Source organism: Campylobacter sp. GTC17093 (genome assembly GCF_055397635.1).
Genome location: NZ_AP038832.1, coordinates 789,387 through 807,339, shown reverse-complemented (window position 1 = coordinate 807,339; position 17,953 = coordinate 789,387). Strand labels below are relative to the sequence as shown.

Annotated in this window: 20 protein-coding genes; all 20 read left to right on the top strand. The window is 29.4% G+C overall.

Translation table 11 applies throughout. From position 1 onward, the window contains the following. Complete coding sequence (locus ACZ5VL_RS04160; RefSeq protein ID WP_464200158.1) at positions 1-1,251, top strand: adenylosuccinate synthase; 1,251 nt, start codon at positions 1-3, stop codon at positions 1,249-1,251. Continuing rightward, positions 1,248-1,676: a flagellar export protein FliJ gene (locus tag ACZ5VL_RS04155; protein ID WP_464200157.1), complete on the top strand. Its 429-nt coding sequence runs from the start codon at positions 1,248-1,250 to the stop codon at positions 1,674-1,676. Before ACZ5VL_RS04160 ends, ACZ5VL_RS04155 begins: the two co-directional genes overlap by 4 nt. Continuing rightward, positions 1,673-2,224, top strand: a complete 552-nt coding sequence (locus ACZ5VL_RS04150) for a MotE family protein (protein ID WP_464200155.1) — start codon at positions 1,673-1,675, stop codon at positions 2,222-2,224. The genes ACZ5VL_RS04155 and ACZ5VL_RS04150 overlap by 4 nt, the downstream gene beginning before the upstream one ends. Before the next feature lie 6 nt (positions 2,225-2,230). After that, positions 2,231-3,205, top strand: a complete 975-nt coding sequence (locus ACZ5VL_RS04145) for a DUF475 domain-containing protein (protein WP_464200153.1) — start codon at positions 2,231-2,233, stop codon at positions 3,203-3,205. After that, on the top strand, positions 3,202-3,750 hold the full coding sequence (locus tag ACZ5VL_RS04140) for a ribonuclease HII (RefSeq protein ID WP_464200152.1): 549 nt from the start codon (positions 3,202-3,204) through the stop codon (positions 3,748-3,750). Before ACZ5VL_RS04145 ends, ACZ5VL_RS04140 begins: the two co-directional genes overlap by 4 nt. Positions 3,751-3,814: 64 nt before the next feature. Continuing rightward, complete coding sequence (locus ACZ5VL_RS04135; protein WP_464200150.1) at positions 3,815-4,366, top strand: DUF507 family protein; 552 nt, start codon at positions 3,815-3,817, stop codon at positions 4,364-4,366. Further along, on the top strand, positions 4,366-5,484 hold the full coding sequence (gene carA, locus ACZ5VL_RS04130; protein WP_464200148.1) for a glutamine-hydrolyzing carbamoyl-phosphate synthase small subunit: 1,119 nt from the start codon (positions 4,366-4,368) through the stop codon (positions 5,482-5,484). The genes ACZ5VL_RS04135 and carA overlap by 1 nt, the downstream gene beginning before the upstream one ends. After that, positions 5,481-6,149 carry a sulfite exporter TauE/SafE family protein gene (locus ACZ5VL_RS04125; protein WP_464200146.1) on the top strand — a complete coding sequence of 223 codons (669 nt, stop codon included), beginning with the start codon at positions 5,481-5,483 and terminating at the stop codon, positions 6,147-6,149. The genes carA and ACZ5VL_RS04125 overlap by 4 nt, the downstream gene beginning before the upstream one ends. Continuing rightward, positions 6,146-7,363, top strand: a complete 1,218-nt coding sequence (locus ACZ5VL_RS04120; protein WP_464200145.1) for a PAS domain-containing sensor histidine kinase — start codon at positions 6,146-6,148, stop codon at positions 7,361-7,363. Before ACZ5VL_RS04125 ends, ACZ5VL_RS04120 begins: the two co-directional genes overlap by 4 nt. Beyond that, on the top strand, positions 7,360-8,040 hold the full coding sequence (locus ACZ5VL_RS04115; protein ID WP_464200143.1) for a response regulator transcription factor: 681 nt from the start codon (positions 7,360-7,362) through the stop codon (positions 8,038-8,040). The genes ACZ5VL_RS04120 and ACZ5VL_RS04115 overlap by 4 nt, the downstream gene beginning before the upstream one ends. Before the next feature lie 128 nt (positions 8,041-8,168). Beyond that, complete coding sequence (gene ccoN / locus ACZ5VL_RS04110) at positions 8,169-9,635, top strand: cytochrome-c oxidase, cbb3-type subunit I (protein WP_464200141.1); 1,467 nt, start codon at positions 8,169-8,171, stop codon at positions 9,633-9,635. Positions 9,636-9,645: 10 nt separating this feature from the next. Then, positions 9,646-10,311: a cytochrome-c oxidase, cbb3-type subunit II gene (ccoO, locus tag ACZ5VL_RS04105; protein ID WP_464200139.1), complete on the top strand. Its 666-nt coding sequence runs from the start codon at positions 9,646-9,648 to the stop codon at positions 10,309-10,311. A gap of 9 nt (positions 10,312-10,320) precedes the next feature. Beyond that, complete coding sequence (locus ACZ5VL_RS04100) at positions 10,321-10,545, top strand: cytochrome c oxidase, cbb3-type, CcoQ subunit (RefSeq protein WP_464200138.1); 225 nt, start codon at positions 10,321-10,323, stop codon at positions 10,543-10,545. Positions 10,546-10,547: 2 nt separating this feature from the next. Further along, a complete protein-coding gene (locus tag ACZ5VL_RS04095) occupies positions 10,548-11,411 on the top strand; it encodes a c-type cytochrome (RefSeq protein WP_464200136.1) in 864 nt (287 codons plus the stop codon). 10 nt (positions 11,412-11,421) lie between these two features. Further along, a complete protein-coding gene (locus ACZ5VL_RS04090) occupies positions 11,422-11,631 on the top strand; it encodes a DUF4006 family protein (RefSeq protein WP_464200134.1) in 210 nt (69 codons plus the stop codon). Between the two features lie 9 nt (positions 11,632-11,640). Next, positions 11,641-11,742, top strand: a complete 102-nt coding sequence (locus tag ACZ5VL_RS04085; protein ID WP_464200132.1) for a hypothetical protein — start codon at positions 11,641-11,643, stop codon at positions 11,740-11,742. 33 nt (positions 11,743-11,775) lie between these two features. Further along, a complete protein-coding gene (locus ACZ5VL_RS04080; protein ID WP_464200130.1) occupies positions 11,776-12,357 on the top strand; it encodes a hypothetical protein in 582 nt (193 codons plus the stop codon). Further along, positions 12,347-12,877 (top strand): hypothetical protein, encoded by a 531-nt coding sequence (locus tag ACZ5VL_RS04075; protein WP_464200127.1) that lies wholly within the window; start codon positions 12,347-12,349, stop codon positions 12,875-12,877. The genes ACZ5VL_RS04080 and ACZ5VL_RS04075 overlap by 11 nt, the downstream gene beginning before the upstream one ends. Then, positions 12,858-15,167 carry a PD-(D/E)XK nuclease family protein gene (locus ACZ5VL_RS04070; protein ID WP_464200125.1) on the top strand — a complete coding sequence of 770 codons (2,310 nt, stop codon included), beginning with the start codon at positions 12,858-12,860 and terminating at the stop codon, positions 15,165-15,167. The genes ACZ5VL_RS04075 and ACZ5VL_RS04070 overlap by 20 nt, the downstream gene beginning before the upstream one ends. Then, complete coding sequence (locus ACZ5VL_RS04065; protein WP_464200123.1) at positions 15,164-17,905, top strand: RecB-like helicase; 2,742 nt, start codon at positions 15,164-15,166, stop codon at positions 17,903-17,905. The genes ACZ5VL_RS04070 and ACZ5VL_RS04065 overlap by 4 nt, the downstream gene beginning before the upstream one ends. Positions 17,906-17,953: the final 48 nt, after the last annotated feature.

Sequence of the window (17,953 nt, the reverse complement as noted above, 5' to 3'; positions counted from 1 at the left end):
TTGAATAAAGCTGATTTAATAGTAGGCGTTCAATGGGGCGACGAAGGAAAAGGTAAAATAGTTGATATGCTATCACAAAACTACGATGTGGTTTGCAGAAGTAATGGTGGTCACAATGCTGGTCATACTATCTGGGTAGATGGCGTTAAATATTCAATGCATTTAATTCCAAGCGGTATTTTACATAAAAATATTATAAATATTATAGGAGCTGGAGTTGTTATAAATCCTAAAGCTCTTATTGAAGAAATGGCTCAGTTTTCAAATCTAGAAGGTAGATTTTTTATAAGTGAAAGAGCTCATTTAAATCTAACTCATCACTCATTAATAGACAGAGCAAAAGAAGCTCTAAAGGGTGATAAAGCCATAGGAACTACTGGAAAAGGCATAGGACCTGCATATGCAGATAAGATAAGCAGGAGCGGACATAGAGCTCTTGAGCTAAAAGATCCAAAAAAACTTGCTAGCGATATATGTGCTGAATTTAAAGAAAACAAATACTACTATGATGCATTAAAAATAAATTTACCAAATGAAGATGAATTTTTAAAAGAATTGAAAGAATACAGCAAAGCACTTTCGCCTTTTATAGTTGATACTACAAAATTACTTTGGGATTTGATAGATCAAAACAAAAAAATCTTAATCGAAGGTGCTCAAGGCACTATGCTTGATATAGATCATGGAACTTATCCTTTTGTAACTAGTTCAAATACTATAAGCTCTGGATCTTGTACGGGTTTAGGCCTTAATCCAAAATCTTTAGGCAAAGTTATAGGTATAATAAAGGCTTATACAACAAGAGTTGGCAATGGCTCATTTCCAACTGAAGATTTAGGTGAAAATGGTGAAAAAATGTGCCAAGTTGGCAAAGAATTTGGTACAACGACAGGCAGAAAAAGAAGATGTGGCTGGTTTGATTCTGTGTCTGTAAAATATGCTTCAAAACTAAATGGCGTTGATGAATATGCACTAATGAAACTTGATGTTCTAGATGGTTTTGAAAAAATTAAAATTTGCAAAGCTTATAAATACAAAGGTGAAACTATAGACTATGTTCCATCTGATTTAGAAAATATAGAACCGATTTATGAAGAAGTTGATGGATGGGGAAGTGTTGCTGGAGTTCGCAAATTTGAGAATTTAGAAGAAAATGCTAAAAAATATATAAAACGCTTAGAAGAATTATGCTCAGTAAAAATAAGAATAATATCAACAAGCCCAGATAGGAATGATACTATAGTATTATGAAAAAAACAAAATTTAGCCAAATTCTAAAAGTAAAAAAACAAGCTCTTGAAAAAATTGAGATAGATCTCACAAAAAGTAGAAACAAGCTTGCCATGCTAAAAAATAATCTAAGCGTTCTACTCTTACAAATCTCATCTCACGAATTTCCCAAAAAAGGTACTAATGTAGAATTAAGAGCAAATTTGGCTATACTTCAAGCTTATAAAAATGAAAAAGATGCTTTAAATGAAAAAATTAACCTAACAGATAAGGAAATTCTTCACTTTGAGCATCTTTATAAAAAAGCTTATTTAGAGTATGAAAAGATAAAATATCTTGAAGAAGAAGAGATAAAAAAATCCATAGCAAAAGCTAAAAAACAAGAGCAAATCATGCTTGATGAGCTAGCAACTCAAAGATTTACATATACAAAAGAAAATAGATGAAAAAAATAGTTTTAGTATTTTTTATTTTTTTAAATTTATTTGCTAGAAATGATATTACGGTTGATTGCACTGCTTTATTTGAAGCTAGAAAATCAGAGCTCATAAAAGAACTCGAAAAAATAGATGAAGCAAAGCAAGGCTTAGAAGCATATAAAGCATCTTTAAACACCTTAAATGAACAAAAAAAATCTATCCTTGACAAGCAAGAAGAAGATATAAATGCAACTATGGTCAAAATAGATAATACAAAAAAAGACATACAAGCTCTGCTTAAAAAAAATGAAGAGATATTAAAAGAACTTAAAACTATGACAGCAGATAAAGTATCTGAAGCATACTCAAAGATGAAAGATCAATCAGCAGCCGATGTTTTATCACAAATGGGAATCATAAAAGCAGCAATTATAATGTATGCTCTTCCTCCTAAAAAAATTTCAACCATTATGGCAAAAATGGATCCAAAAGTAGCATCTGATATCACTCTAATTTTACAAAAAGGTCCTCCTTTTGAAGACAACACTACAATACCATACGATATATTAAAATAGGTAAAAATGAAATATTTCTATTCATCTTTTATAATAGCTGCCATTGGTCTAGTGACATCCTATTTTATAGGCGATTTTAGTGCTGTTTATATCTGTTTTTTACTAAGTATTTTAGAAGTTAGTCTTAGTTTTGATAACGCTGTTGTAAATGCAAAAGTACTAAAAACAATGAGTCCAGTTTGGCAAAAAAGATTTATACTTTGGGGTATTCCTATAGCTGTTTTTGGTATGAGATTTATATTTCCAATATTAATCGTCTCAATTGCTGCTAAAATTGGAATGGTAGAAACTTTTATGCTTGCGCTAAATGAACCAAATAAATATCATGAAATTTTGGCACAACATAAAAATGAAATCTACATCTTTGGTGGAGCATTTCTGCTAATGGTTTTTAATGAATTTTTCTTTGATGAAAAACGCGAAGTACATTGGATAAAACACATAGAAAATAACCCTTTAACTAAATTTACATCCAGTATACAGAGTATAAGCGCAATTATAGCTATAGCAGTTGGCACAACTATAATCTACATGACACAAAACTCTACTTATGCTATAGCATACTTTAGTGCTATTTTACTCTATCTTCTAATAGCAAGTTTTAATGAAAAATTTAGTGCAAATGGTATACGAAGTGGATTTATGGGGTTTTTATATCTTGAAACATTAGATGCAAGTTTTAGCTTTGATGGTGTTATAGGAGCATTCGCACTAAGTGAAAATATCTTCATCATAATGATAGGACTTGGTATTGGAGCTATGTTTGTAAGAAGCATAACAATATATTTGGTTGAGAAAAAAACACTTGATTCATTTATATATCTAGAACACGGTGCTCATTATGCGATACTTTGTCTTTCTCTCATCATGTTTTTTAAGGTTTTTCACGAAGTAAGTGAAATTGTAACAGGAACGATTGGTTTTGCATTTATTTTAGCTGCATTTATTGGCTCTCTTATTTATAATAAAAATAACAAATGATTTGTGGTATTGATGAAGCTGGCAGAGGGGCGCTAGCTGGCGAACTTGTAATAGCAGCATGTGTTTTACATAGTGATATCCAAGGACTTACTGATTCAAAAAAACTAACTTCTAAAAAAAGAGAAAAGCTTTTTGAACAAATCATCAAAAACAGTAAATATCTAATAGTTTATTTTAACTCCAAAATAGTTGATGAACTAGGCCTTAGTGAGTGCTTAAGAAGAGCTTTAATGGTCTTTGTAGACAATTTTAAAGACTATGAGATAATCTATGATGGAAATTTAGATTATGGAGTTAGCAACATAACAACAATGATAAAAGCTGATTTAAAAGTAAAAGAAGTTTCAGCTGCTAGTATTTTAGCAAAAGTTAGCAGAGATAAACAAATGATACTTTTTGATAATCTTTATCCAAATTATGGATACAAAAGCCACAAAGGCTACGGTACAAAATCGCATTTAGAAGCCATTGCTAAATTTGGATATTGTGAAATCAGTAGAAAAACATTTAAAATAAAAAGATTTATTGAACCAACTCTTTTTTAAATTTATAAATTTTAACATTTTTTTACCTAATTTAAGCTACAATACAACTAAAAAAGGCTTAATAATGCGTATCAAAGAACCACATACACCCTATATATCAAGAAAAATTTCACTAGATCTTTTAAATTCAAAAATGGTAACTATAAATGGTGGCACCGAACGTATAGAGCAAATTGTAGTAGACATACTAAATGCCGATATTGCCAAAGAAAGAGCGTTAGAAGAGCGTGTTAATGAGCTTTTAGCTCAAAATGAAAGTGAGATGGACGAAAGAAATATCGATAGAAAAAGTATGTTTTGGCTTGTTAAGAAAAGATTAGCAGACGAATATGGCGTAACGCTATCATATGATGATAGATATAGTAATGTTTCAAGAGAAATTTTAGAAACTTTATGGAAAAAAGGCGTAATTGACTATAGTGTTTCTGAAAATAAAGTAAAAAATATTATCTATAGTTCCATAGAATCATACATAAAAAGCTACGATGAAGTAGAAAATGAAGTTTTAAAAAAGATAGAAAATTATAAAAAGAAACTAACCCCTGGAACCGACGAATATGATTTAGTTTTTGAAAAACTCTACATTGAAGAACTTAGTAAAAAAGGATTTTATTAATGGATGCTTACATCTATCTTGAAAATGGCGTCTACTTAAAAGCAAAAGCATTTGGCAAAGGTGGTACTGTTTATGGGGAGATGGTTTTTAATACATCAATGACTGGATATGAAGAAATTATGAGTGATCCAAGCTATGCTGGACAATTCATAGTTTTCACAATGCCTGAAATCGGTATAGTTGGTATAAACGATGAAGACATGGAAAGTACAAAAATTTACGCAAGTGGCGTTATAATGCGTCATTTTAATAACTATCCATCAAATTTTAGAGCACAAAAGAGCTTAGAAGAATTTTTTATAAAGCAAGAGAAATTTGGAGTTTATGATATAGACACTAGATATTTAACTAAAATCCTAAGAGATGAAGGTAGCTTAAATGCTATTATATCTACAACCATAAGCGATAAAGAAGAACTAAAAAAAGAGCTAGAGAACTCTCCAAAAATAAGCGAAATAAACTATGTAAATTTAGTTAGTACAAATACATCTTACACACATAACAAAGCTGCTTGGAATCATCCAAAAAAAAGTTTTAATGAACTAAGATCTAAAGATAAAAAAGTTGCTGTTATTGACTATGGATGCAAGAAAAATATTTTAAATGAGCTTTGCGAAGCTGGTATAGAAGTAGAAGTTTTTCCTCATGATATAAATGCTAATGAACTCATAGACAAATATAAAAAAGGCGAAGTACAAGGTGTGTTTTTAAGCAATGGTCCAGGTGAGCCAAAGATGTTAAAAAACGAAATAGCGCAGATAAAAGAACTTATAAAAGCTGGCATTCCAATGTTTGGAATTTGTCTTGGACATCAACTTTTAAGCAATGCTCATGGATATGAAACTTATAAGCTTAAATTTGGGCAACACGGTGCAAATCATCCTGTTATAAATTTACAAACAAAAAGTATAGAAATAACAACTCAAAACCATAACTATAACGTTCCTGAAAGCATTAGTGAGATTGCTCAAATTACACATCGCAATCTTTTTGACGGAACTATAGAGGGTGTTAGATACAATAGCGGAAAAATCTTCTCAGTTCAACACCATCCAGAAGCAAGCAGTGGACCAAACGAAAGTAAATATATATTCAAAGAGTTTTTGGACATTTTATGAGCGCTTATGACCTCATAAATGTCGCTATAATATCTTTTACTGCAAGTTTTGGGCATTGCCTTGGAATGTGCGGGGGTTTTGTTATAGCCTACAATGTAAGGCTAAATAATATTGATACTTCTAAAAGATATATGTATATTTTTACTTATCACTCTTTTAGAATTTTTGCTTATATGATAATTGGCGTTTGCTTTGGTGCTTTTGGGTCTATTTTTGCATTATCACTAAAAACTAGGGCTTTTTTATATTTTGGGCTTGGAATATTTTTAGTTTTAATAGGCATAAGCCTTCTAAAAAGAGGAAAACTTCTTTCTTTTTTAGAAAATGATAAAATTTTTATATCTATATTTAAGCCAAAAATAAAAAAATACATGCAACTATCCTCTCTTAAATCTTTTGGGGTGTTAGGATTTTTAAATGGACTTATTCCTTGTGGAATAGTATATTTTTTTGGCGCAATGGCAATTAGCAGCGGTGATATTTTAGAATCCATAATTATAATGCTTGTTTTTGGAATTTGTACTATGCCAGCACTTTTTGGTTTTTCTTTTTTATCAAGTGTAGTAAGCGAAAGTTTTAAAACAAAAATGCATTATATAAGTGCTATTTTAATGATATCTTACGGAATTTATCTATCTTATACAGGATTTAATTCTTTAGTATGATTAATGTAAATTTAAAACTAAAACAATACCAAGATGCTATAGATGCAAGCAATATAGTCTCAAAAACAGATATAAACGGTATGATAACTTTTGCAAATGACGAATTTTGTAAAATTAGCGGTTATAGTAGAAATGAACTTATAGGCAAAAATCACAATATCATTAGACATCCAGATGTTGATAAAAATATTTTTGAAAATTTATGGAAAACAATTTTAGCCAAAAAAGTATATAAAGGTATAATAAAAAATAGAGCAAAAAATGGTAGAGCTTTTTATCTAAACGCTACTATTATACCTATATTAGATACAGATGGTCGTATAGAGGAATTTGTCGCTATAAGACATGACGTAACGGAGATGATTGTACTAAACCAAAAACTATTATATACGCAAGATAAGCTTAAAAATCTCAACGACAGTTTGGAACAACATGTAAAAGAACAAACTAAAGAGCTTTTAAATATAAACGAAAATCTACATAATATTATAAACGAAGAAATTAGAAAAAATGAAGAAAAAAGTAAGCTAATATTTCAACAATCACGCCTTGCTTCAATGGGAGAAATGATAGGAAATATAGCACATCAATGGAGACAACCTTTAAATGAGTTAAGTATCAATTTATTCGCTCTTAAAGAAAATGTATCAAATGGTAACAAATTTGAGAAAATTTATGAAAACTCAAAAATGATAGTAAAAAGCATGTCAAAAACTATAGATGATTTTATGAATTTCTTCAAAGCAGATAAGAAAAAAGAGGTTTTTGCGATAAAAGAAGCTATTGAGCATGCTTTAGTCATAACAAAAAGGACACTAACAAATGAAAATATAAAAATAATAAAATCAAATTTAGATAATATATACATTTTAGGCTATAAAAGCGAACTTACGCAAGTTATTTTAAATCTTATAAACAACTCAAAAGATGTTCTTAAGAGTTTAAAACAATCTGAAAAGATTATAGAAATAAAACTAGAAATTGATAAAAATGATATAATACTCCAAATTATTGATAATGGCGGTGGTATAAAAGAAGAACTATTGCCAAAAATTTTTGAACCATATTTCACAACAAAACACCCAAGTTCTGGTACTGGACTAGGTCTTTATATGAGCAAAATGATCATAGATGGAATGGGTGGAAACATAAAAGCAACAAACTGCGATTATGGTGCGTGTTTTGAAATAAAACTAAAAAAGGGGATTTTATGAGCAGTGATGTATTAAAGGATCTTGTTTTATTATTTGTAGAAGACGAAGATAACATAAGAAAATCTATGCAAGATGCAATAGGAGATAAATTTAATAAAGTCATTATGGCACAAAATGGCGACGAAGGTCTTAAAAAGTTTAAAAAATATAATCCAAATATAGTTGTTAGTGACATAACGATGCCTATAATGGATGGTCTTAGTATGGCACAAGAGATAAAATCGATATCAAAAGACACGCCTATAATCATACTTAGCGCTTATAGTGACAAAGACAAACTTATAACCGCCATAGATGTTGGTATAGACAAATATCTTATAAAACCTATTGATATGGAAGAATTTTTAAAAGCTGTTTCGCATCTAGCACAAGAGAGGATAGAAACTTCAAACATTATAGATATAGGAAATGGATATAGTTTTCATCAAATAAAAAGAGTCTTGATAAAAGACGGAATTGAAATATCACTAACCAAAAAAGAGCTTGCATTTATATCACTTCTAATTAAAAGACTTGGCACAGTTGTTTTACATGAAGATATCAAAAGAAATGTTTGGGCTAGCGAGAAAGTAAGCGATGCCGCCATTAGAACCTTCATAAAAAGAATCAGAAACAAAGTTGGAGATGACCTTATAAAAAATGTTTCTGGATTTGGATATAAAATGGATTTTAAATAAAAAATTTATAGATTTTCTTAATTTTTTAACAAAAAACAAATATTTTAAGTTTTTTTGTATTTTTTTTGCTATATAATTACCAAAATATGTTATAAAATTGTAACATAATCTTAGTAAGGGGGATTTTTATGCAGCCAAAATTTGCATTAAATTACGATTATACAGTCGCTAAATTATTCCTAATAACCACAATAGTATTTGGAATTATTGGCATGCTGATAGGCGTTGTAATATCTTTTCAACTAGCATATCCTGACTTAAACTATTTAGCCAGCGAGTATGGAACATTTAGTCGCTTAAGGCCTCTTCATACAAATGGAGTTGTTTATGGTTTTATGCTATCTGGAATCTTTTCTACATGGTATTATATAGGGCAAAGGGTTCTTAAAGTTTCCATGAATGAGTCACCATTTTTGATGTTAATAGGTAAGCTTCATTTCATACTTTATGTAATTGCTATACTCTGTGCCGTAGTTTCGCTTTTTGCGGGAATCACGACTTCAAAAGAGTATGCAGAACTAGAATGGCCAATAGACATTTTAGTTGTTATTGTATGGGTTTTATGGGGTATTAGTATATTTGGACTTATTGGAATAAGAAGAGAAAAAACCCTATACATATCTTTATGGTATTATATAGCTACTTTTCTTGGCGTTGCTATGCTTTATCTTTTTAATAACATGGAAATACCAACAAGACTTCTAACAGGCATGGGAAGCTGGCTACATTCAGTTTCTATGTATGCTGGAACAAATGATGCCTTAGTTCAATGGTGGTGGGGGCACAATGCTGTTGCGTTTGTTTTTACTGTTGCAATTATCGCCCAAATTTACTACTTCTTACCAAAAGAAAGTGGTCAACCTATATTTAGCTACAAACTTTCATTATTTTCATTTTGGGGATTAATGTTTATCTATCTATGGGCTGGCGGACACCATCTTATATACTCAACTGTGCCTGACTGGATGCAAACAATGGGGTCAATTTTCTCTGTTGTCTTAATTCTTCCATCTTGGGGTTCATCTATAAATATTCTTCTTACTATGAAAGGTGAATGGGGTCAATTAAGACAAAATCCTTTAATAAAATTCATGATGCTTGCTGCAACATTTTATATGTTCTCAACTCTTGAAGGACCAATCCTTTCTATCAAATCAGTAAATGCTCTAGCTCACTTTACAGACTGGATTCCTGGACATGTTCATGATGGAACGCTTGGCTGGGTTGGATTTATGACAATGGCAGCACTTTATCATATGATACCAAGAATATTTAAAAGAGAGATTTATTCAAAGTCTTTAATGGAAGCACAATTTTGGATCCAAACAACCGGAATAGTTTTATGGTTTAGCTCAATGTGGATAGCTGGAATTACTCAAGGTATGATGTGGAGAGCTACAGATGAGTTTGGAAACCTAGCCTACTCATTTATTGATACTGTAACTGTTTTAATGCCGTATTATTGGATAAGAGCTATTGGCGGACTTCTTTATTTTGTAGGATTTTTCATGTTTACATATAACATTATAAAATCAGTTTCATCAGATAAAGTATTAACTAGCGAACCACGAAATGCTTCGCCTATAGCAGCGTAAGGAGTAAAAGATGTTTAATTGGTTAGAAAAAAATCCATTTTTCTTTGCTGTTGCTGTGTTTATAGTCATAGCTTATGCGGGTATAGTTGAAATTTTACCTGACTTTGCAAACAGGGCAAGACCTGTTGAGGATAGAAAGCCTTACACGGTTTTACAGCTTGCAGGAAGACATATATATATAAAAGATAGCTGTAATGCTTGCCATTCACAGCTAATTAGACCATTTAAGTCAGAAACTGACAGATATGGCGCATATTCAAAAAGCGGTGAATATGCTTACGATAGACCATTTTTATGGGGGTCAAAAAGAACCGGACCTGATCTTTGGAGAGTTGGAAACTATAGAACAACTGACTGGCATGAAAATCATATGAAAGATCCGCTTTCAGTAGTTCCAGGCTCAATAATGCCAGCTTATAAACATATGTTTAGCAAAAATGCTGATTTAGAAACTGCATATGCTGAAGCACTAACAGTTAAAAAAGCTTTCAATGTTCCTTATGATGCTGAGAATATGCCAAAACTTGGTTCATGGGACGAAGCTAGTGCACAAATAAGAGCTGAAGCTGAAGCTATAGTAAATGACATGAAAGATCAAGATGTTAAGGATGCCTTTGCAAAAGGCGAGATAAGACAAATAGTAGCACTTATTGCTTATCTTAATAGCTTGAAATAAGGTTTTGTTATGGAAATAGAAACTATAAAAGAGTTACAAGCTTATGGGTACTTTTTCTTCGTTGTTTTTTTGGTAGTAGTTTTATATGGATATTTCTATCATCTTATAAAATCAGAAAAAATAGGAAGAAGAGACTATGAGAAATACTCAAAATTAGCACTTGATGATGAATTGAGCGAAAAACCTATTGAACCTATTTCCAAAAATAAAGACAACAATACAACAAGGAACTAAATATGAAATGGTTTAATTTAGAAGATAATGTAAATCTGCTTTCTATAGTTGGAGCTTTGGCAATCATCATTCTTACAATGGTGGTTGTTGGTTTATATATAAAAAAAATCAAAGAAAAAAAATCAAACGTTAGTCTTTCTAATGATGAGTGGGACGGAATAGGCGAAAGCTTAAATCCCCTTCCAATTGGCTGGGCTATTACTTTTTTTGCTCTTATAGTATGGGCTATATGGTATTTTTTAGTTGGCTATCCATTAAATTCATACTCACAAATAGGTGAATATAATGAGGAAGTAAAAATGGCAAACGATAAATTTTCTTCAAAATTTGCAAATGCAGATGAAAAAACACTTCATGCCATGGGAGAAGGCATTTTTCTTGTTCAATGCTCACAATGTCACGGCATACTTGGAAATGGAATGAATGGCAAATCTATGGATCTTACTATGTGGGGAAGCGAAGAAGGCATAGTTAATACATTAATGCAAGGCTCAAAAGGTCTTAATTATCCACTTGGAGAAATGCCTGCTGGCCTAATTCCAGACATAGCAGATGTAAAGGCAGTATCGGCTTATGTAGCAAAAGAAATTTCAGCTATAAAATCAACTTCAGCAAGTCCTGATATTGTAGCAAAAGGAAAGGATCTTTTTGATGCAACATGTGCAGCTTGTCATGGTTCAGATGCAAAAGGTATGGATGGAAATTCTCCAGATTTAACAAAATACGGATCAAAAGAATTTGTAATTGAAGTGTTAAATAGAGGTAAAAAAGGTAATTTAGGAATTATGCCTTCATTTACTGATGGTAGACTAAACGAAGTGCAAAAGCAAGCTGTTGGCGAATATGCTACTTCGCTTACAAAATAAGGAGTTAGATATGGAAAATAATAATAGAAGTATTTTTGCGCTTAATGGCATTACTGGTATGCTAATAGCTACTGTTTTGCTTCTTAGTATACTTGGTGTTTTAACATATCTTGGTATTAGCGAGCAACAAAGAGTTATGCAAAAACCATATGTTCTTGAAAAACCTGAAAATATACAAAAAATCAGTCCAGATAATGATAAACATATGGTTATAAAATAAGGAGAAAAAATGTCAAAAATGCTTGAATATCTTATAGTTATAGGACTTATCGTTTCAGCTGTAGTTTGTGCATGGGCAGTTCTTACTCCAAATCATCTTTTTGTTGGATAAATCTTGCTTAAATTTATTATAAAGAGTAGTCTAGTGGCTACTCTTTTATTTTCTACAACTCTAAAAGCAAATGATTTTGTTTTAGCAAACGATAACATTTTAAACAAACCATTGGTTGAAAAAATTTCATCTCTAGGCGAGGAAATGCTTACAAAAAGTGGAATTTTTGTGGGCATAGTTGCACTAGATACTTTAAATGGAAAAACCCTCAAAGATAGCACATTATCATATACTACAAATTTAAAAAAACCATATATCATTTTATCTTTGGTAAAAAAAGAGCATCTTGTTGATATCTTTGAAAGCGACAAGAGTCTTTTAAAATATTTTGATAAAGAGCAAGTTTTAAGCATTGTTCCAGGACGTGGAACTATCATTCCAATACTTGCAAATACCAAAAAAGATAGCGAACCATCCTATGATGCCGCACTTCTTAATGGATATGCTGATATAGTAGAACAAATAGCTAAAAACAAAAACATAGAACTTAAAAATGCTATCGGAAATTCAAATAAAAATACACTAAATATATTTAGAACTATATTTTATGCTGGAGTTTTACTTGTGCTCATAACATTTCTTTACTATAAATTTAGGAAAAAATATGCAAAATAATAAAACATTTTGGCCGTATGGTATAGCACTTTCGCTATTTTTAGTAATTATAGCTTGCGTTATAACAATAATCATAGGTTCAAAAAATCCAGTTCATATAGATAATTTTTATTTTGATAAATATCAATATGTAGAAGATAATTTCTACGATATACAGCAAAAAGATGCAAAATTTAAAAGTGAATTTGACTTTGATTTCAACCATACTTTTAGAACGTACAAAAACCCTTATACAAAAAAAACTTTTGATGTCATAGATATAAAAACAAATAAAGACAATACTTTATCTTTTAAGCTTACACCAAAAAGCTCAAAAACTATAAATGATATAAAGATAGAAGCCTTGCTAACAAAACCAGATACAAATGATTTTAATCAAAAATTAGATACAATCATTACAAAAGATGGCTTTTATATAACCATTAATCCAAACAAGATAGGTCGTTGGCAAATCATGATAAAACTAATAAGTAGCGATGACTCTATAAGTTTTTATAAGTATGAACTATACTCAAACTAACTTATATGTATTTTCAACAACTAGGTCTATAAGAGAGTTTATAAAATCCAGTCTGGATTCAAATTTATTACTTCCCAAAACAATAACCATAGGCGAATTTGAACAAAATTTAGTTTTAGTAAAAGATAAAATTAGAGCTAGCGATATTTTAGCTTTAATGCTAATGAGAAAAGCTTGTAAAATAACACAAAATTTACACGATAAACTCGGAATTCCAAAAGAATTTTTTTCTTTTTTAAAAAACAGTGACTATCTTTTTTCATTTTTCAAAGAACTTGCAAATGAAAACATAGATATATTATCGCTTAAAAATTATGACATATATGCTAATTTTGATGAGCATATAGAAATACTAAATGAACTTCATAAAAATTATGTAGAAGAGCTTGAAAAAAATGCCCTTTTTGATGCAATAACATTACCACAAATTTATGAAATCAACGAAGCTTATATAAAAAGATTTTCTAAAATTATAATAAATATAGATGGCGTTTTAAGTAGTTTTGAATGGAATTTACTTATAAAAACATCACAAATTTGCGAAGTAATTATAAAAATAAAAGCCACAAAGCTAAACCAAAAAACATATCAAAAAGTTCAAGATATAACTAATTTGGAATTAAAAGAAGATAGGCTTTATGAGATAAATTTGACCTCAAATTCCATTATATCTTCAAAGGCTTTAGAAAATTTGGGTCAAATTTATGTAAGTAAATTTGACCTATCTTCTATGCAGTGTGCGTTTGTATACGAACGAATAACATATCTTGTAGAACTTGGCATTAAGCCAAGTAATATTGCTGTTATTTTACCAGATGAAAATTTTAGCGAAATTTTAAGACTTCACGATAGATTAAATATGTTAAATTTTGCAATGGGTTTAAGTTTTAAGGAAAGTTATTTCTTCCAAAAACTATCAACTTATATAGATATTTTAGACATTAAACTCAATCAAAACGATGCAAAACATTTTAAAAATAGCTTCAATATAGATGATGAACTTTTAGAAATTGGTGCAAAAATATTCTTAAATCCATGCAGCTATGCTCAATTTGAGCAAATTTTAGATCTACTTTGTAAAAATTTTAAACTCGATTTTGAAAGCAAAAATATCATAGAAAATGAAAAAATATATATAAACTCGTTGCTTAAATTTGAGTCTTTAAATTTAAAAGAGATATTAGAACTATTTAAACTTAGACTTTCACAAAAAAAACTAAGTTTAATTGGGGGTGGAGAGGTCACAGTTCAAGGAATTTTAGAAAGCAGATCTCTTAAATATGAAGCAATCATAATAGTTGATTTTAATGATCATTTAGTGCCACAAAGAAACTCTAGTGAGCTTTTTTTAAACTCGGCAATTAGGCAAAAAGCTGGACTTATAACATATTTTGATAGAGAAAACTTGCAAAGATTTTATTATAAAGAACTTTTTAGAAATGCCAAACATGTTTTTATATCTTATGTAGAGGATGAGAGTAGAATAAAATCAAGATTTTTAGAAGAACTTTCATATAGTGAGCTTCAAAGCTATTCAAACAAATCTTATCAAAATTCACTATCTTTTTTTAATCCAACTCATTTAAATTTAAAGCAAGATGAAGTTGCTTTAAAGCATGATTTTTTTAGTTTTCCGCTTTCATTTAGTAGACTAGAATGTTTTTTAACATGTAAAAGAATGTATTTTTATGCATATATAAAAAACATAAAAGAACCAAAAAATGATGAAGAACTTTTTGGAACCATTTTGCATAATAGTTTAAAAATATATTATGAAACCCACAAAACTTTTAATAAAGAAGAGTTTAAAAAGATATTTTTAGATGCATGTGGCAGTAGATTTAGGATAAAAAAGGAACTATTTTTACTTAACCTTAATGAATTTAGCCAAAATGAAAATAAAAGATTTTCTGATGGGTGGAGTATTTACGCCTTAGAAAAGGAATTTTTTTCAACAATCAATGGCGTAAATCTAAAAGGGATTATAGATAGAATTGATATAAAAGATGGCAAACTTGTAGTAATTGACTATAAAAGTGGAAATTTAAAAGATGGTAGCTATCAACTTGCATTTTATGAGATTTTAACTGGAGCAAATGAGAGCTATTATTATGATTTAAAAGATAGTTTCACTCTTGTAAGACCACAAAAAACAAAAAGCATAGATGAATTAAAAGACAAAATAAATGAGCTTAAAAGCATAAACAACACAAAGATAATTTTTGAGCAGAATTTATCAAAATGTGAGTATTGCCCATATTCACTTATATGCAAAAAAGAGTTGACATGATAGAACTTTATAGCGCACTTGGTGCAAGTGCGGGAAGTGGTAAAACATTTGCACTAAGTGTTAGATACATAGCTTTGATTCTTCTTGGAAGAGATATAAGAAAAATTTTAGCCATAACTTTTACAAGAAAAGCTGCCAGCGAAATGAAAAGTCGGATAGTTCAGACATTTTTAAATTTACATCTCAAAGAAGCTGAATTAGATGAAATTTGTTCTCTTTTAGACAAAAGTAGAGATGAAATCATCGCTCTAAGAGATAAAACCAAAGATAGTTTTTTATCAAGCGAGCTTCGTATACAAACTTTTGATGCATTTTTTAGCTCTATATTGAGACTATTTTCTCTAAATTTGGGCTTGATGCCAGATTTTGAAAACACAAATACATTTGGTGACGAAATGAGTTATGCTTTTGTGCAAAATGCGTCCGATGAACTCATAAAGAAAATAGCTTCATATATACATTTTAGTAATGATAGCGAAAATGCTTTTTTTAGTACTATAGATACTATGTATAATAGTCTAAGCGAGATAAAATTTGAAAGTAATGCAAAATTTCCTAACGATAAAGATATGAAAGATAGTTTTTTAGAACTCAAAGAATATGCTTTAAAACTAAGTTCTAATAAAAATTATATTAATTTATTTCAAAAGGATATAAAAGATTTTATTATAAACATTGATTTAGATAAAAATTATTTTAAAGAAACAAAAGATAATCCCGTGTTTTTAACAAAACTAGATAATTTTATGAAAATCGCAAAAAAATATTATCTAGATTTTGAAAATTATAAATTAAAAGAACTTTTTGATCTTTTGCAAACTTATAAAAAAGCAAGATTTGATCTAAATAAAACTAAAAATTTATTAAGTTTTAGCGATATTTCAAAACTTGTATATGAGCTTACAAATTTACAAAATTATAAAGAAATGCTCTATTTTAGGCTAGATTCCAAAATCACAGATATTTTGATAGATGAGTTTCAAGACACAAATGTTTTACAATACTCCATCATAAAACCACTTATAGAAGAATGTGTAAGCGGTGCTGGACAAAACGGAGTTGGTAGCTTTTTTTATGTAGGCGATACAAAACAAAGTATTTATCGTTTTCGAGGTGGAAAAAAAGAACTTTTTTTAAAACCTATGAATGAGTATAATCAAATATCTTTTAATAGCCTAGAAAAAAATTATAGAAGCGATAAACTACTCGTAGAGTTTGTAAATCAAACTTTTAAAGATAAGATAAAAGGCTATACAGAGCAAATTCCAAATAGTCAAATTTCAGGATATGTAGAAATTTCATCATGCCAAAAAGATGACATATATGAAAGCATACTAAATAAAGTTAATTTGTTAAAATCACATAACATAGATGAAAATAAAATAGCAATTTTATGCTGGAAAAATAGCGACTTAGAAAATATAAAAGCATTTTTACAAACAAATCATATAAAAGCCATTTCTCAAAGCTCTATCCTAATAATTAATTCAAAATACGTCCGTATGCTCATACTATATGCAAAATATTGCTACTTTAATGATCCATATTATAAACAAAATTTAGAAGAATTTTATAATAGTATTCCACAAATCATGCAATTAAATTTAACTCTAAACACAAAAGAAATTTTATATAAAATGGCCTGCGAACTTAAGCTTGACTTGAGCGATAAAAACTTACTTAGATTTTTTGAAATTATAGATAAATACAACAATTTTGTAGATTTTATACTAAACATAGAAAATGAACAAGAAAAAAGCATAAATGAAGTAATGAATGGAATACAGCTGCTAACTGTTCATAGCTCAAAAGGTCTTGAATTTGATCATGTTATAGTGGTAGATAAAATAGGAAAAGACGATAATAGAAAATCATCTAAATTTCTTTTTGAATACGACATAAAAACAGATAAGTGGCAAATCAGATTAGACGATAAAGTTTTTGAAAAATTTAATGATAGAAATTTTATAGAGTTAAAAGAATTTTCCCTATCTCTTGATAAAGAAGATAAAATAAACCAAATTTATGTAGCTTTTACAAGAGCAAAACACTCTCTTATTATTATTGCAAAAACAGGTGGAAACGGAAACTCTCCTTCACTTTTTAAACCCTACACATCAAAAAATGATTTAGTACAAATGCTTGATTTAGAAGATAAAATATTAGGAGAGCTACAAACTATAACAACTACAAATACAACAAAGCCTATAAGTCAAGACAAAGAAATTAAACTTATTAAAATAGGCAAACAAACAATAATAGAAGCAAAAGACGAAAAAGATTTGAAATTTAAATCGGCACTTTTTGGAAGTGCTCTTCATTTTATGATAGAAATGATGAATAATTTTGATGAGTTAAATATCCAAAATGCCTTTATTATGCTTAAAAACAGATACGGCTCTGTTTTAGATACAAGCACATTAAATGATATTAGATCTAGAGCTTTATTGCTTGTAAAATGCGAAGAGTTTATAAAACTTGTCACCCAAAAAACAGTTTTAAAAGAACAAGATTATATATTTAACTCAGCTTTAAAAAGAATTGATCTTTTGACAATAGATGATGAGAAAAAAGAAATTAATATACTTGATTATAAAAGTTCAAAAAACTTTTTCGAACAAAATATTGATCAAGTTAGCGAGTATATCCTAAATCTACAATCTATTTATCCGAAATACAAAATAAATGGATATCTCGTTTTTATGCTTCCAACTAAAATAGATTTGTACAAAATATAAAATTTCTTATAAATAACTTAATTTAAGTAAATTATAAGCAATATTTAA

Bases quoted from the DNA above. Each gene is read 5' to 3' on its own strand.
- ACZ5VL_RS04155 (WP_464200157.1), top strand. From the start codon at position 1,248: ATGAAAAAAACAAAATTTAGCCAAATTCTAAAAGTAAAAAAACAAGCT.
- ACZ5VL_RS04150 (WP_464200155.1), top strand. From the start codon at position 1,673: ATGAAAAAAATAGTTTTAGTATTTTTTATTTTTTTAAATTTATTTGCT.
- ACZ5VL_RS04145 (WP_464200153.1), top strand. From the start codon at position 2,231: ATGAAATATTTCTATTCATCTTTTATAATAGCTGCCATTGGTCTAGTG.
- ACZ5VL_RS04140 (WP_464200152.1), top strand. From the start codon at position 3,202: ATGATTTGTGGTATTGATGAAGCTGGCAGAGGGGCGCTAGCTGGCGAA.
- ACZ5VL_RS04135 (WP_464200150.1), top strand. From the start codon at position 3,815: ATGCGTATCAAAGAACCACATACACCCTATATATCAAGAAAAATTTCA.
- carA (WP_464200148.1), top strand. From the start codon at position 4,366: ATGGATGCTTACATCTATCTTGAAAATGGCGTCTACTTAAAAGCAAAA.
- ACZ5VL_RS04125 (WP_464200146.1), top strand. From the start codon at position 5,481: ATGAGCGCTTATGACCTCATAAATGTCGCTATAATATCTTTTACTGCA.
- ACZ5VL_RS04120 (WP_464200145.1), top strand. From the start codon at position 6,146: ATGATTAATGTAAATTTAAAACTAAAACAATACCAAGATGCTATAGAT.
- ACZ5VL_RS04115 (WP_464200143.1), top strand. From the start codon at position 7,360: ATGAGCAGTGATGTATTAAAGGATCTTGTTTTATTATTTGTAGAAGAC.
- ccoN (WP_464200141.1), top strand. From the start codon at position 8,169: ATGCAGCCAAAATTTGCATTAAATTACGATTATACAGTCGCTAAATTA.
- ccoO (WP_464200139.1), top strand. From the start codon at position 9,646: ATGTTTAATTGGTTAGAAAAAAATCCATTTTTCTTTGCTGTTGCTGTG.
- ACZ5VL_RS04100 (WP_464200138.1), top strand. From the start codon at position 10,321: ATGGAAATAGAAACTATAAAAGAGTTACAAGCTTATGGGTACTTTTTC.
- ACZ5VL_RS04095 (WP_464200136.1), top strand. From the start codon at position 10,548: ATGAAATGGTTTAATTTAGAAGATAATGTAAATCTGCTTTCTATAGTT.
- ACZ5VL_RS04090 (WP_464200134.1), top strand. From the start codon at position 11,422: ATGGAAAATAATAATAGAAGTATTTTTGCGCTTAATGGCATTACTGGT.
- ACZ5VL_RS04085 (WP_464200132.1), top strand. From the start codon at position 11,641: ATGTCAAAAATGCTTGAATATCTTATAGTTATAGGACTTATCGTTTCA.
- ACZ5VL_RS04075 (WP_464200127.1), top strand. From the start codon at position 12,347: ATGCAAAATAATAAAACATTTTGGCCGTATGGTATAGCACTTTCGCTA.
- ACZ5VL_RS04070 (WP_464200125.1), top strand. From the start codon at position 12,858: ATGAACTATACTCAAACTAACTTATATGTATTTTCAACAACTAGGTCT.
- ACZ5VL_RS04065 (WP_464200123.1), top strand. From the start codon at position 15,164: ATGATAGAACTTTATAGCGCACTTGGTGCAAGTGCGGGAAGTGGTAAA.